The sequence below is a fragment of the Mesorhizobium sanjuanii genome (assembly GCF_002529485.1).
Taxonomy (GTDB): Bacteria; Pseudomonadota; Alphaproteobacteria; order Rhizobiales; family Rhizobiaceae; genus Mesorhizobium; species Mesorhizobium sanjuanii.
Genome location: NZ_NWQG01000196.1, coordinates 13,528 through 28,978, shown reverse-complemented (window position 1 = coordinate 28,978; position 15,451 = coordinate 13,528). Strand labels below are relative to the sequence as shown.

Below are 15,451 nucleotides of genomic sequence, written 5' to 3'. Positions count from 1 at the left end.
GGGTGGGGATGGCTGGCGTCTGCGCACTTCAGTATCCCCACCCCGATCCGCTGCGCGGATCGACCCTTCCCACAAGAGGGAGGGTAAGGGCGGCACCAGCCTCACGTAATGACGCTCGGCTTGTTGCGACCAGTGTGGCTCTTGATGCCGGCAATATCGTCAGCTGCCGCAATCAGATCGGCGAGTGCGACTTGCGTGTCGAGATCGTGCCTCGACTTGTCCGGCTCGTAGCGCTCGATATAGACGCGGATCGTCGCGCCAGAGGTGCCGGTGCCGGAAAGACGGAGGACGACGCGCGATCCGCCTTCGAAGAGCACCCTGATGCCCTGGTTCTTGCTCACGGACCCATCGACCGGATCATGGTAGGCGAAGTCGTCGGCGCTGGCGATTGTCATGCCGCGGACGCTGGTGCCCGGCAGCGAGCCAAGCTTGGCGCGCAGTTCGTCAACCAGAGCGTTGGCACGCTCGGTCTCGACCTCTTCATAGTCGTGGCGCGAATAGTAGTTGCGGCCGTAGGTCGCCCAGTGCTCGGTGACGACCTGCTTGGCGCTCTCGCCGCGCACCGCCAGGATGTTGAGCCACAACAACACCGCCCACAGGCCGTCCTTTTCGCGCACATGGTTGGAGCCGGTGCCAGCACTTTCCTCGCCGCAGATCGTCGCCATGCCGGCGTCGAGCAGGTTGCCGAAGAATTTCCAGCCGGTCGGCGTCTCGAAGATGCCGATGCCGAGTTTTTCCGCGACGCGGTCGGCGGCACCGCTGGTCGGCATAGAGCGGGCTATGCCTTTGAGGCCTTCCTTGTAGCCCGGCGCCAGATGAGCGTTGGCGGCAAGCATAGCCACCGAATCCGACGGGGTGACGAAGATGCCCTTGCCGATGATCAAATTGCGATCGCCGTCGCCGTCGGAAGCAGCGCCGAAATCCGGCGCGTCCGGTCCCATCATCTCGTCATAGAGGTGCTTGGCATGGACAAGGTTCGGATCCGGATGGTGGCCGCCGAAATCCGGCAACGGCTTGAAATTGCGGCAGGTGCCGTTGGGCGCGCCAAGCCGCCGCTCGAGGATCTCCTTGGCGTAGGGGCCGGTAACCGCGTGCATGGCGTCGAAGCGCATGCGGAAGCCGTATTTGAAATTGGCGCGAATGGCGTCGAAATCGAACAGGCTTTCCATCAACTCGGCATAGTCGGCGACCGGGTCGATGATCTCGACCGTCATGCCGCCCGCCTTGACGGTACCGATCTTGTCGATGTCGATCGGCCCGATATCGGCGATCTTGAAGCTGGAAATCGCCTTGGTTTTTTCGAAGATCGCGTCGGTCAGCTTTTCCGGCGCCGGGCCGCCATTACCGGCATTGTACTTGATGCCGAAATCCTCATGCGGGCCGCCTGGATTGTGGCTGGCCGACAGGATGATGCCGCCGAAGGTCTGGTATTTGCGTATGACGTGCGAAGCCGCCGGGGTCGACAATATGCCGCCCTGCCCGACCATCACCTTGCCGAACCCGTTGGCCGCCGCCATGGCGATGGCCTTCTGGATGACCTCGCGGTTGTAGAAGCGGCCGTCGCCGCCGATCACCAAGGCCCTGCCCTTGAAGCCTTCGAGAGCATCGAAGATCGACTGGATGAAGTTCTCGGCATAGTGCTCCTGCTGGAACACCGGCACCTTCTTGCGCAGCCCGGACGTGCCGGGCTTCTGGTCGGGATAGGGTTTGGTGGCGACGGTGCGTATCATGCGTCAGGCAGCCCTTTTCGAAAGCAGCAAACGGTAGAGTTCAACGTATTTTTCGGCGCTCTTGTCCCACGACACATCGGCCTTCATGCCTTGCTGTTGCATCGAGGTCCAGACCGCGGGGTTGGCGTGCGCCTCAACGAGGCGGTGCATGGCGTGCAGGAGTGCGCCGCCATTGTTGGGTGCGAACTGGAATCCGGTCGCGACGCCAGCCGAGACGGCAGCCTCGTTGGCGTCAATGACGGTGTCCGCCAGGCCGCCGGTGCGAGCGACGACGGGCACGCAGCCGTAGCGCAGACCGTAAAGCTGCGTCAGTCCGCAAGGTTCGAAGCGCGAGGGGATGACAATGGCGTCGCAACCACCCTGCATGATGTGGGAGAGGCCCTCGTCCCAGCCGATGACGACGCCGACACGGCCGCGATGGCGGGCGGCCGCGGCCAGCAGCGCGCCTTCGAGGCCGGCATCCCCGGACCCGAGGATGGCGAGCCGCGCACCCGCCGCGACAATGCCGTCGACGACGGCCGCCAATATGTCCATGCCCTTCTGCCAGGTCAGCCGGCTGATGACGCAAACGATCGGACTGCCGTCGCGGTCGAGGCTGAAACGGTCCTCGACGGCGGCCCTGTTGGGCGTTCGCCCCTTCAATGTCCTGGCTGTGTAGGTGGAGACCAGATGCTTGTCGGTTTGCGGGTTCCAGATGTCGGTGTCGATGCCGTTGACGATGCCATGGAGATCGGTGGAGCGCATGTTGATCAGGCCGTCGAGGCCCATGCCGAACTCCGGCAAGCGGATTTCCTGCGCATAGGTCGGGCTGACCGTGGTGATCGCCCAGGCGGCCTGCAGGCCGGCCTTGAGGAAGCCGACGCCGCCATAATATTCGACGCCGTCGAGCGCCATGGCCACCGCCGGCAAGCCAAGCTCGCCGAAGATGCCGGCGCCGAACTGGCCCTGGAAGGCAAGATTGTGGACGGTGATCATCGACGGCGTGCCGACCGCCTTGCCGTAGCGCATATAGGCCAGTGTCATCGCCGACTGCCAGTCATGGGCATGGACGATGTCGGGCCGGTAGCCGGAGATGGCGCCGCCGGCGATGTCGCCACCGACCTGGCTCAGCGCCGCGAAGCGCCGCCAATTGTCCGGCCAGTCGGCGCCGGTCGCGTTGCCGTAGGGACCGCCGGGGCGGTCGAACAGATGCGGCGCGTCGAGCACGAACAGGTCGAGCCCGGCGATCCCGACGGCATGGACCGAAGCCTTGCCGCCCTGCAGCAGCGGATATTGGTGAACCGCCTTTTTCTTCTTGAAGGCATCCATCACCTGGGGATAGCCGGGGATGAGCGTGCGCATGGTCACGCCCTTGCCGGCAAGCGCGACCGGCAAGGCGCCGGTCACGTCGGCAAGCCCGCCGGTCTTGATCAGCGGGAATATTTCGGGCGTGACCGACAGAACCTGCATGCACTAGAGCCCCAATTTGTCGATCATGTCCTGCGTGACAAGGCAAATGCCTTTCTCGGAAACGCGAAAGCGCTTGGCATCGAGGACGGGGTCCTCGCCGACCACGAGGCCTTCCGGTATCCTTACGCCATGGTCGATGACCACGCGCTTCAACTTTGCGTTCCGGCCGACATGACAGTCGGGCAGCATGACGACTTCTTCCAGCGTCGAATAGGAATTGATGCGCGCGCCGGTGAAGATCAAGCTTCTTTTCAGCGAAGCTCCCGAGACGATGCAGTCGCCAGAGACCAGCGAGGACACCGCGGAGCCGCGGCGGCCATCCTCGTCATGCACGAACTTTGCCGGCGGCTTCAGCTCGGCATAGGTCCAGATCGGCCAGTCGCGGTCGTAGAGGTCGAGTTCCGGCGTGATGTCGGTAAGGTCGATATTGGCCTCCCAATAGGCGTCGACGGTTCCGACGTCGCGCCAGTAGGCCTCGTTCTCGGCGGTCGAGCGCACGCAGGATTTGGCGAAGCGATGGGCAATCGCCTTTCCGTGCTCGACGATATAGGGGATGATGTCCTTGCCGAAGTCGCGGCTTGAGCCAGGTTCTGCCGCATCGCGGCGCAACTGGTCCATCAGGAACTTTGTCTTGAAGACATAGATGCCCATCGAGGCCAGCGCAAACTCCGGTTTGTCGGGAATGCCGGGCGGGTCGGCAGGCTTTTCGACGAACGCAATGATGTTGTCCTTGGCATCGACATGCATGACGCCGAAGCCGGTCGCCTCCATGCGCGGCACTTCAAGGCAGCCGACGGTGACGTCGGCGCCGGCGTCGACATGCTGGCGAAGCATCAGCTCGTAGTCCATCTTGTAGATGTGGTCGCCGGCAAGGATCACCATGTATTCGGGGCCGTAGGCCTCGATGATGTCGATGTTCTGATAGACGGCATCGGCGGTGCCTTCATACCACTGCGTTTCCGATACGCGCTGGCTGGCCGGCAGGATGTCGAAGCTCTCGTTGCGCTCGGGCCGCAGGAAGTTCCAGCCGCGCTGCAAATGACGGATCAGCGAATGCGCCTTGTACTGAGTGGCGACGCCGAGGCGGCGAATGCCTGAGTTGAGCGCATTGGAGAGCGCGAAATCGATGATGCGCGTCTTGCCGCCGAAATAGACCGCCGGCTTGGCGCGCCGGTCAGTCAATTCCTTAAGGCGGCTGCCGCGCCCGCCGGCCAGCACATAGGCCATGGCATCGCGTGCCAGCGGCTGGGTTCGTTTTATCTCTGCCATTTTTACCCTCCCAATTTACCCAGTCCGGAATAACTCAGTCCGGAGCAAATTCGAGCATGATCGTTGACAGCGGCGGCAAAAGCATCGTTGCCGATATGCTTGCTCCCTCCGCCCGCGCCTCGACGAGCCCACCATTGCCCTTGCCGGAACCGCCATAATCGGAGGCGTCCGTGTTGATGATCTCGCGCCATTTGCCGGCCTGCGGCAGCGGCACGCGGTAACTGTCGCGCGGCACCGGCGTGAAGTTGGAGATGACGGCGATCGGATTGCCACCCGGCGCGCTGCGCAGCCAGGCAAACACCGAGTTCGCGCTGTCGTCGACGATCAACCAGGAAAAGCCCTCCGGCTCGCAGTCGCGCGCGTGCAGGGCCGGGCGCGAGCGGTAGAGATAGTTGAGGTCGCGCACCGTCTGCCAGACGCCGCGATGCAGCCGGAAATCGAGCAGGTCCCAGTCGAGCGCGCGCGCCTCGCTCCACTCGCGACGCTGGGCGAATTCCTGTCCCATGAACAACAGCTTCTTGCCGGGATAGCCCCACATGAAGGCGTAATAGGCACGCAATGTCGCGAATTTCTGCCAGTCGTCGCCCGCCATCTTGCCAAGCAGCGTGCCCTTGCCGTGCACGACTTCGTCATGGGAGAGCGGCAGCACGAAATTCTCGGAGAAGGCGTAGACCAAGCCGAAGGTGATGTCGTTGTGGTGATGCTTGCGAAAGATCGGCTCCTTGGAGAAATACTCCAGCGTGTCGTGCATGAAGCCCATGTTCCACTTAAAGCCGAAGCCCAGCCCGCCTTCATGCACCGGCTGCGAGACCTTGGGCCAGGAGGTCGATTCCTCAGCGATCGTCATCACGCCCGGATGGTGGCCGTAGACCTCCTTGTTCATCCTTTGCAGGAAGCTGACTGCTTCGAGGTTTTCACGCCCGCCCTTGTCGTTGGGAATCCATTCGCCGGCCTTGCGCGAATAGTCGAGGTAGAGCATCGAGGCGACCGCATCGACGCGCAAGCCGTCGACATGGTATTTCTCGGCCCAGAACAACGCATTGTTGACGAGGAAGGAGACGACCTCGCGCCGGCCGAAATTGTAGATCGCGGTGTTCCAGTCGGGATGGAAGCCCTTGCGCGGGTCGGCATGCTCGTAGAGCGCGGTGCCGTCAAACCTTGCCAGACCATGCTCGTCCACCGGGAAATGCGCCGGCACCCAGTCGAGAATGACGCCAATGCCGGCGCGGTGGGCGCCGTCGACGAAACGGGCAAACCCGTCCGGATCGCCGAAGCGGGCCGACGGTGCGTAGAGGCCCGTCGTCTGATAGCCCCAGGACGGATCATAGGGGTGTTCGGAGATCGGCATGAATTCGATATGGGTGAAGCCCGTATCGACGACGTAGGGGATCAGTCTCGTGGCGAGTTCGTCCCACGACAGGAAGCTGCCATCGTCGTTTAGCTGCCAGGAGCCGGCGTGGACCTCGTAGATCGACACGGCCTCGCGCCTGTGGTCGGCGTTGCGCCAGAAATTGCGGTGCGCCTCGTCGCCCCATTCATGCGCCGGCGGAAGCGCTACCACCGAAGCGGTGGCCGGGCGCAGCTCGGACCTGAAGGCAAACGGGTCCGCCTTGAGCGGCAGCCGCACGCCGTCGGGGCCGATGATCTCGTATTTGTAGGGCCGGCCGGCACCGATATCGGGAATGAACAATTCCCAGATGCCGGTGTCGCGGCGGTCGCGCATCGGGTGCCGGCGGCCGTCCCATTCGTTGAAATCGCCGACCACGGAGACGCGCTTGGCATTGGGCGCCCACACCGCGAAATGCACGCCCGATGCACCCTCGTGATCGATGAGGTGCGCGCCGAGCTTGTCGAACAGCCTGAGATGCGACCCTTCGGCGATGTAATAATCGTCCAGCGGCCCAAGCACCGGACCGAAGGAATAAGGGTCGGTCAGCCACCAGTCGCCGCCGGCGTTGCTGGCGTGATAGCGCAGCGGCTGACGTTTCTTGAGCGACAGTCTGCCCTCGAAGAAACCGCCGTCGTCGCGCCGCGACAGTTCGCCTACTTTCTTGCCGGTCAGCGTATAGGCGGCAATGACCTCCGCATGCGGAACGAAGCAGCGGGCGACAAAGCCCTTGCCTGCCTCCTGCACACCGAGGACAGCAAACGGGTCGCCATGCGTGCCGGCGACAATCGCCGCGACATCGCCGGCTGGCGCCTGTCCGTCCGGCCCGCTTGTCGCAGCGGTCACGCGCGGCTTCCTCATCAGGCAGTCGCCCTCCCCGGGCACCAAGTATTTGTTTTAGCGGATCTTTAATTCGATATTGGCGATGCCGACTGGCACGTTGCGAATGTCAAACTCAATCCACCAAGCCACGTTGTTCGTGGCCTCATGCAATCATATCAAACGGGCACGTTCCAGATTTCTTTCGCATATTGACGGATTGTGCGATCGGAAGAGAACCAGCCGACGCGCGCGACGTTGCGGATCGCTCTGGCGTACCAATCCGGACTGTTGCGCCAGACCGCATCGACGGCGCGCTGGGTGTCGGCATAGGCGTCGAAATCGGCCGCCACCATGAACCAGTCGCTCTGATAGAGACCGTTGATCAGCTCGCGGTAGCGCTCCGGATCGTCAGGGGAAAAAACGCCCGATGAAACGGCGGCGATGGCCTGCGACAGTTCCGGCGATGCCTCGATCACCGCGCGAGGATTGTAGCCGTTGTTGCGTCGCTCGGCGACCTGCTCCGTCGTCAGGCCGAAGATGAAGATGTTGTCATCGCCGACGCACTCCTTGATCTCGACATTGGCGCCGTCGAGCGTGCCGATGGTGAGCGCACCGTTCAGCGCGAATTTCATGTTGCCGGTGCCGGAGGCCTCCATGCCGGCCGTCGAGATCTGCTCGGAAAGGTCGGCCGCCGGCATCATGATCTCGGCCAGGCTGACATTGTAGTTCGGCACGAACACCACTTTCAGCAGGCCGCGAACGGCCGGGTCGCGGTTGATGACCTTGGCGACGTCATTGGCGAGTTTGATGATCAGCTTGGCGTTGTGATAGCTGGGCGCCGCCTTGCCGCCGAAGAATTTGACGCGAGGCATCCAGTCGCGCTCGGGATGGGACCGGATCTGGTCGTAGAGCGCGATCGCTTCGAGGATGTTCAGGAGTTGGCGCTTGTATTCGTGGATGCGCTTGACCTGGATGTCGAACAGCGCCGAGGGATCGACCTTGATGCCGAGGCGGTCGGCAACGAGGTTGGCGAGCCTGGCCTTGTTCGCCCGTTTGACGGCGGCGAATTTCTCTCGAAACGCGGCGTCGTCGGCAAAGGGGTCGAGACCCTTTATGGCGTCGATGTCGTCCATGAAGCGGTCACCGATCGCCTCGCGGGTCAATGCGGTCAGGCCGGGATTGCACTGGATCAGCCAGCGCCGCGGCGTGATGCCGTTGGTCTTGTTGTTGATGCGATCCGGATAGAGCTTGTGGAGGTCGGCAAAGACCGTCTGCTTCATCAATTCGGTATGCAGCGCCGAGACGCCATTGATCGAGTGCGAGCCGACAAAGGCAAGATTTCCCATGCGCACCCGGCGGTCGCCGTTCTCCTGGATCAGCGAGATGCGGCTGATCTGCTCGTCGGAGAACTGGTTGGTCGCGCGAGCCTCCAAGAGAACCTCGGCATTGATGGCGTAGACGATCTGCATGTGGCGCGGCAGCAACCGCTCGAACAACGGCACCGGCCAGCTTTCGAGCGCTTCTGGGAGCAGCGTGTGGTTGGTATAGCCGAAGGTGCGCCTGGTGATGCTCCAGGCAAGATCGAAATCCATGCCATGGACGTCCATTAACAGACGCATCAACTCGGCCACTGCGATGGCCGGATGGGTGTCGTTCAGGTGGATCGCCGCCTTGTCGGGCAGGGACTGCAGGTCTCCATACTGGCTAAGATGACGCTGGACGATGTCCTGCAGCGAGGCGGTGGAGAAGAAATATTCCTGTCGCAGCCGCAGTTCCTGCCCGGCCATGTGGGAATCGGCAGGGTAAAGGACGCGCGACAAGGCGTCGGCCTTGTTGCTTTCGGCCAGCGCGCCGATGTGGTCGCCGGCGTTGAACTTGTCGAGCAGGATCGGATCGATCGGCATGCCCGACCACAGACGCAGCGTATTGACGCGCTTGGCCCGCCAGCCGGCCACCGGCGTATCATAGGCGACGGCCAGCACGTGTTCGGTCGGCTTCCAGACATGGCGCTCGAGCCTGCCGTCCTTCGAGGTGATCGATTCCACCGAGCCGCCGAAGCCGACCTCGAAGGAGCGTTCACGCCGCTCGAACTCCCAGGGATTGCCGTGATCGAGCCAGGTCTCGGGCAGTTCCACCTGCCAGCCGTCATGGATCTCCTGGCGGAACATGCCGTTGGCGTAACGGATGCCGTAGCCATGCGCGGGAATGTCGACGGTGGCCATGCTCTCCATGAAGCAGGCCGCGAGCCGGCCGAGACCGCCATTGCCAAGCGCGGCATCCGGTTCCAGCGCGGCCATGAGATCGAGGTCGACGCCAAGCGACGACAGCGCCTGGCGCATATTGTCCATCAGGCCGAGATTGGAGAAGGCATCGCGCATCAGACGGCCGATGAGGAATTCGAGCGACAGATAGTAGACGCGTTTTTCCTGCTGGTCGTAAGCTTCCTTGGTCGCCTGCATCCAGTGATCGACGATGCGGTCGCGCACCACCTTGATCGAAGCTGTGAGCCAGTCGTACTGCGTGGCGACGGTGGTGTCCTTGCCGACCCTGTATTTGAGGGCCTTCAGGACTTCGTCCGCGAGCGTTTTGGGATCTGGATTTTCGAGTATGGGGGCTTCGGAAGAAGTCATCGCGCGTGTCATGTCGCCTCTCGTGCGGTTGCCATGATCATACCGGCTTTCACCATTCCTCCCAGCCCATGCTAGCGCATATGGCTACATGTTCAATCGATTTAGACAGCCACGGGCAAGGTAGCCCTGCGGCAATTTGGCAAATCAGGCCACCCGCAAGCGCCTCAGGCAGCGAGCGCTGCTTCAGGCGGAAGCTTGGCTCCGGTCATGAAAGCGACAGCGTCGGACATCGTATATTGCTTGGGATCGATGACTGCGAGGCGACGACCCAGGCGATGGATATGGACACGGTCCGCCACTTCGAAGACATGCGGCATGTTGTGCGAGATGAGCACGATCGGCAGGCCGCGCCTCTTGACGTCGAGCATAAGTTCAAGCACGCGGCGGCTCTCCTTGACGCCGAGCGCCGCTGTCGGCTCGTCCATGATCACCACGCGGCTGCCGAAGGCCGCGGCGCGCGCCACTGCGACACCCTGGCGTTGACCTCCGGAGAGCGTTTCGACCGACTGGTTGATGTTCTGGATGGTCATCAGCCCCAATTCCGAAAGCTTTTCTCTGGCTATCCTCTGCATCGCCGAACGGTCGAGCCTTCTGAGCCACTGGCCAACAAAGCCTGGTTTGCGGATTTCCCGGCCAAGGAACATGTTGTCGGCGATCGATAGCGCCGGCGACAGCGCCAGGTTCTGGTAGACCGTCTCGATCCCCGCCATGCGCGCTTCGATCGGCGAGCGGAAATGCACCGGCTGGCCGTTGAGTTCGATCGCGCCGGAGTCCGGAATGACGGCGCCGCACAGCGCCTTGACCAGCGTCGATTTGCCGGCGCCGTTGTCGCCGATGACGGCAAGGATTTCACCCGGCAAGAGGTCGAAATCGGCATTGTCGAGTGCAACGACCCTGCCGTAGCGCTTGTTGAGGCCCTTTGCCTGGAGAATGGGCTTCGTGCTCATGCCGAAATCTTCCTGATCCACTGGTCAATGGTAACGGCGAGAATGATGAGAATGCCGACGGTGAATTCCTGCCAAAGCGAGTCGACGCCCGCCAATGCGAGGCCGTTGCGGAAGACGCCGACGATGAGCGCGCCGAACAGCGTGCCGACGATCGAGCCGCGGCCGCCGAATAGCGACGTGCCGCCGATCACCACCGCGGTAATCGCATCGAGATTGGCGGTCTGGTTGCCGAGCGGGCTCGCCGCGCCGATGCGGCCGATAAGTGCCCAACTGGCGACCGCGCAGATGAAACCTGCGATCGTGTAGACGGCGATGTAGACGCCGCGCGTGTTGATGCCGGCAAGGCGGGCGGCCTCGTCGTCGTCACCGGTCGCATAGACATGGCGGCCGAACGCCGTGCGGTTGAGCACATACCAGATGATAACAGCGGTCAGGATCATGGCGATGGTGCCATAAGTCAGCACCGCGCCTCCCCCCAGCCTGATCGTGTTGCCCAGCCATTGCAGCAGCGGTCCCGCCGCCTCGATATCCTGCGCCCTAACGGTTTCGGAATGCGAGACGTAGATGACCATCGCGCCGTAGACGCTCCAGGTGCCGAGGGTTACGATGAACGGCGGCAATCTGATCACCGCGACAAGCACGCCGTTGATGAGACCGCACAGCAGGCCGGTCAGCAGACCGAGCACGAGGCTGATCTCGACGGGAACGCCGGCCGTTACCGTAAGACGGCCCATGACGATGGACGAGAGAACCATCATCGCGCCGACCGAAAGATCGATGCCGGCCGTCAGGATGACCAGCGTCTGGGCTATGCCCAGGAAGGCGATGATGGTGACCTGCTGCAGCACAAGCGAAAGATTGAACGGCGCAAAAAACCGACCGCCTGCCGCAACCGAAAAGATCAGGATGCCGGCAACCAGGACGATGAACGGGATTGCGGTCGGATACTCGTGCAGGAACCGTTGCAGGCTCTTCAAGGGCGACTGCCGGTCCTCCTCGAAACTCGCCACAGACTGGTCCGTGCCCTGAAGGCCGCGCTCGGCGGTCACCGAACCGGTTGCATCATCGCTCATCTCTATATCCCCTCCCAAGGATCCCGTGTTTCGGGAAAGAGCGGCCAGGGCCGCCCCTTCCGTTGGAGTTTAAACCCTTCTGGAGGGTGTTGGAACGGCTCATCGTTTCATGGAAACGCCGAACCGTTCCATCTCTTTACCTTGACGCAATTCCCGGACGGAAAACCGTTTCACACTTTTCCTGGAATTGCTCTAGGAAGGCATCAGCCCCAGCACAGTTCGAGGCCCTTCTTGGTGTCGATGGATTCGACACCGCTGACCGGCTTGTCGGTGATCAGCGTAGCACCCGTATCGAAGAACTCCTTGCCGGGGGTCGGCTGCGGCTTCTCGCCGGTCTTGGCGAATTTCTCGATCGCTTCCATGGCCATGGCCGCCATCTTCAGGGGATACTGCTGCGACGTGGCGCCGATGACACCGGCCTCGACGTTCTTGACGCCCGGGCAGCCGCCGTCGATCGACACCACCAGCACCGAACCGTCATCCTTGCCGGCCGCCTTCAGCGCCTGATAGCCGCCTGCCGCCGCAGGCTCGTTGATCGTGTACATGACGTTCACGTCCGGGCATTTCTGCAGCAGCGTTTCCATGGCGGTACGGCCGCCATCCTCGGCGCCGCCGGTCATTTCATGGCCGCAGATACGCGCATCGTCCTCGTCGCCATATTTCTTTGGATCCTTGATGTCGATGCCGAAGCCCTGCATGAAGCCCTGGTCGCGCAAATAGTCGACGGTCGGCTGGTTGGTGGCGAGATCCAGGAACGCGATCTTGGCGCTTGAGGCCTTGTCGCCAAGCGTGCCCTTGGCCCACTGGCCGATCAGCTCGCCGGCCTTGAAATTGTCAGTAGCGAAGGTGGCGTCGGCGGCGTCGATCGGATCGAGCGGCGTGTCGAGCACGATGACCAGCAGGCCAGCGTCGCGCGCCTTCTTGATGGTCGGCACAATGGCGCTGGAATCACTCGGCACGATGGCAAAGCCCTTGGCGCCTGCCGAGATCAGATTCTCGATGGCCGCAACCTGGCTGTCATTGTCGCCGTCGAACTTGCCGGCAAAGGTCTGCAATTCAAGGCCGAGCTCCTTGGCCTTGGCCTGCGCACCCTCGCGCATCTTGACGAAGAACGGGTTGCCCTCGGTCTTGGTGATCAGGCCAACGATGTCGGCCGCGTATGAAACCGAGGCCATTGCCCCGTAAAGCGCGAGGCCGGCGACAGCCACTTTCAGAATGTTCAGCTTAGCCATGGTTTTCCTCCCAGTGGAACGATTTCGGATGCCGGCCAACCGGTATCCGCATAGGCATCCGGATAAACTCTCCCAGTGTGATACCCGATCTCAACAGATACCAGCCCAGAGTTCCTGTCAATAATTAAATCACTCTTATTTATTATTGACAGTCTTGCATCGTTCACTCATTCTGGACCAAAAGCATTGAGGGGAAACGACGGGAGGAACAGGGTGGAGACCGGCATTGCGAGGCACGGTTCGCCCGAGGCAGCCGAAAGCCAAATTCACCGCGGCACCAACCAGAGCGGCATGCGGGACCACAATGAGCGGTTGGTGCTGTCTCTGGTGCGCCAGCACGGCAGCCTTGCCAAATCCGACATCGCCCGTATGACCGGGCTCTCGGCGCAGACGGTTTCCGTCATCATGCGCGAACTCGAGCAGGACAGCCTGCTGGTCCGCCAGGCGCCGTTGCGTGGCAAGATCGGCCAGCCATCAATCCCGATGGCGCTCAATCCTGAAGGCGCCTTTTTCATCGGCCTGAAGATCGGCCGGCGCAGCGCCGAACTCGTCTTGATCGACTTCCTCGGCAATGTTCGCTCGATGCTGCAGCACTCATACCGCTATCCGGCGCCGCGCGAGACGGTGGAGTTCGTCACCTCCGGCATGAAGAAGATGCGCGGCGAGCTGACCCCGGCGCAGGACAAGCGCATTGCCGGACTTGGCATCGCCATGCCGTTCGAGCTGTGGAACTGGGCCGACACCGCCGGTGCGCCACGCGACGTCATGGATGAGTGGCGCCACCGCGACATTCGCGCCGACATTCAGGCGCAATGCGAATTTCCCGTCTACCTGCAGAACGACGCCACATCGGCTTGCGGCGCCGAGCTGGTGTTCGGCCAGGCGGGTGCCGCGCGCGACTTCGTCTATTTCTACATCGGCGCCTTTGCCGGCGGCGGCATCGTGCTCAACGGCCGTCTCTTCGGCGGGCCGACCGGCAATGCCGGCGCGCTCGGCTCGATGCCGGTGCCCGGACCGGACGGAAAGCCGACCCAGCTGATCGACGTGGCATCGATCGCCATGCTGGAAAAGGCGCTTAACGCGCGTGGCGTCGAGGCCTCGCATCTATGGACATCGCCGCAGGACTGGGGCGAGATCGGTGCGGAACTCGACGACTGGATCGCCAGCGCCTCCGAGGCGCTCGCCTATGCCATTGTCGCGGCGGCCTCGGTCATCGATTTCGAGGCGGCGGTGATCGACGGATGGATGCCGCTGACGGTGCGGCGACGCCTCGTCGAGGCTGTCGTCGTAGCGGTCGGCAAGATCGACTGTGAGGGCTTGAAGCTTCCGGCGGTGCGCGAGGGTACGGTCGGCATTCATGCACGCGCGCTGGGCGGCGCCAGCCTGCCGCTTTCCGAGCGCTTCCTGATCGGATCGACGACGATTTCCAGGAGCACCTGAATGCTGATCGGCATCCCGGCGCTGCTTGGCCCGGAACTCCTGGCAACGCTGCGCGCCATGGGCCATGGCGACGAGATCGCGCTTGTCGATGGTAACTACCCGGCGCAAGGGCAGGCACACCGGCTCATCCCCGCCGATGGTCATCATCTGGTTCCGATGCTCGATGCCATATTGAGCGTGTTGCCGGTGGATGACGCCGTGCCGGATGCGCTGTTTCGCGCCTCCGTCAAAGGCGATCCCTCGCTTGCCGATCCCGTTCATCGCGAAATGGAGGCGATCTGCGCCAAACGCGCACCGGGCCGCAATGTGGTTGCGCTGGCCGGCGCCGACTTCTATGCACGGGTCAAGTCCGCGCACGCGATCATCGCGACAAGCGAGCCCAGGCTCTACGCCAACATCATCATTCGCAAGGGCGTGATCTATCCGCCGGAGAATACGAAATCATGATCCTTTGCTGCGGCGAAGCCCTCATCGACATGCTGCCTCGCACCACCACCGAGGGAGAGCCGGCCTTTGCCCCCTATGTCGGCGGCGCGGTGTTCAACTCGGCCATCGCGCTTGGTCGGCTCGGCGCGCCCGCCGGCTTCTTTTCCGGCCTGTCGTCGGATCTGTTCGGCGGCCAGTTCAGGGATGCGCTCGGAGCAAGCAAGGTCAGCTCCACCTATGCGCACACCTCGCCGCGACCGACGACTCTTGCCTTCGTGCGGCTCACCAACGGCCAGGCGACCTACACTTTCTACGACGAGAACACGGCCGGTCGCATGCTGACCATCGACGACCTGCCGGAGCTCGGCAGCGAGATCGAAGCCATGCTGTTCGGCGCCATCAGCCTGATCTCGGAGCCCGCCGGATCGGCCTATGAGGAATTCATGCGGCGTGAACATGAGCGCCGCTTGATGATGCTCGATCCCAACATCCGGCCGAACTTCATCCCGGACAAGGCCAAGCACCTCAGGCGCATCCGCTCCATGATGGCGATGGCCGATATCGTCAAGCTGTCGGACGAGGATCTGAACTGGTTCGATGAAGCCGGCTCGCATGAGGACGTCGTGCGCAACTGGCTGGATCGCGGCCCGAAGCTGATCGTCGTCACCCATGGCGCGGAAGGCGCCGTCGGCTACACCAAGGAGAATAAGGTCACGGTCGTGCCGGACAAGGTCACGGTGGTCGATACGGTCGGCGCAGGCGACACGTTCAACGCCGGCATTCTCGCCTCGCTGCATGAGCAAGGCATGCTGACGAAGACAGCTATCGCCACACTTTCGGAAGGTGCCATCCGCGACGCGCTGGCGCTCGGCGCCAAGGCAGCGGCGGTGACAGTATCGCGGGCCGGCGCCAATCCGCCCTGGCGGCACGAAATCGCCTGAGCCGACAGACATATGGCACCGGCTCTGCGATCACTTTATGTTTCGCAGATCGGAGGGGTGCGATTGAAGGGACTGGCAACGGCCTGCGAAGGCCGGATTTCCGCC

General features: G+C 62.7%; 11 protein-coding genes. 3 read left to right on the top strand and 8 right to left on the bottom strand.

The features are described 5' to 3' along the window. Positions 1-101: 101 nt before the first annotated feature. From CN311_RS25585 to CN311_RS25550, 8 genes are all read right to left on the bottom strand, one after another. Positions 102-1,730, bottom strand: a complete 1,629-nt coding sequence (locus CN311_RS25585) for an alpha-D-glucose phosphate-specific phosphoglucomutase (RefSeq protein ID WP_097576446.1) — start codon at positions 1,728-1,730, stop codon at positions 102-104. A gap of 3 nt (positions 1,731-1,733) precedes the next feature. Continuing rightward, the gene (gene glgA / locus CN311_RS25580; protein WP_097576445.1) at positions 1,734-3,179 is read right to left on the bottom strand and encodes a glycogen synthase GlgA; all 1,446 of its coding nucleotides are present in this window, start codon (positions 3,177-3,179) and stop codon (positions 1,734-1,736) included. 3 nt (positions 3,180-3,182) lie between these two features. Continuing rightward, on the bottom strand, positions 3,183-4,448 hold the full coding sequence (gene glgC / locus CN311_RS25575; protein WP_097576444.1) for a glucose-1-phosphate adenylyltransferase: 1,266 nt from the start codon (positions 4,446-4,448) through the stop codon (positions 3,183-3,185). Between the two features lie 34 nt (positions 4,449-4,482). Next, a complete protein-coding gene (glgB, locus tag CN311_RS25570) occupies positions 4,483-6,696 on the bottom strand; it encodes a 1,4-alpha-glucan branching protein GlgB (RefSeq protein WP_097576449.1) in 2,214 nt (737 codons plus the stop codon). A gap of 137 nt (positions 6,697-6,833) precedes the next feature. After that, positions 6,834-9,299, bottom strand: coding sequence for a glycogen/starch/alpha-glucan phosphorylase (locus CN311_RS25565; RefSeq protein WP_097576443.1), 2,466 nt, complete (start codon positions 9,297-9,299; stop codon positions 6,834-6,836). Positions 9,300-9,451: 152 nt separating this feature from the next. Beyond that, on the bottom strand, positions 9,452-10,234 hold the full coding sequence (locus CN311_RS25560; RefSeq protein ID WP_097576448.1) for an ATP-binding cassette domain-containing protein: 783 nt from the start codon (positions 10,232-10,234) through the stop codon (positions 9,452-9,454). Then, a complete protein-coding gene (locus CN311_RS25555) occupies positions 10,231-11,307 on the bottom strand; it encodes an ABC transporter permease (protein WP_097576442.1) in 1,077 nt (358 codons plus the stop codon). The genes CN311_RS25560 and CN311_RS25555 overlap by 4 nt, the downstream gene beginning before the upstream one ends. A gap of 203 nt (positions 11,308-11,510) precedes the next feature. After that, a complete protein-coding gene (locus CN311_RS25550) occupies positions 11,511-12,539 on the bottom strand; it encodes a sugar ABC transporter substrate-binding protein (protein WP_097576441.1) in 1,029 nt (342 codons plus the stop codon). 213 nt (positions 12,540-12,752) lie between these two features. On the opposite strand from CN311_RS25550, the gene CN311_RS25545 reads away from it, so the two are divergent. The 3 genes from CN311_RS25545 to CN311_RS25535 are packed head-to-tail and all read left to right on the top strand — an operon-like array spanning position 12,753 to position 15,346. Beyond that, the gene (locus tag CN311_RS25545) at positions 12,753-13,979 is read left to right on the top strand and encodes an ROK family transcriptional regulator (protein ID WP_097576440.1); all 1,227 of its coding nucleotides are present in this window, start codon (positions 12,753-12,755) and stop codon (positions 13,977-13,979) included. Then, entirely contained in the window at positions 13,980-14,426 is a 447-nt protein-coding gene (locus CN311_RS25540; RefSeq protein ID WP_097576439.1) for an RbsD/FucU family protein, read from the top strand. It begins immediately after the preceding gene. After that, positions 14,423-15,346 carry a carbohydrate kinase family protein gene (locus CN311_RS25535; protein ID WP_097576438.1) on the top strand — a complete coding sequence of 308 codons (924 nt, stop codon included), beginning with the start codon at positions 14,423-14,425 and terminating at the stop codon, positions 15,344-15,346. The genes CN311_RS25540 and CN311_RS25535 overlap by 4 nt, the downstream gene beginning before the upstream one ends. Positions 15,347-15,451 lie beyond the last annotated feature (105 nt).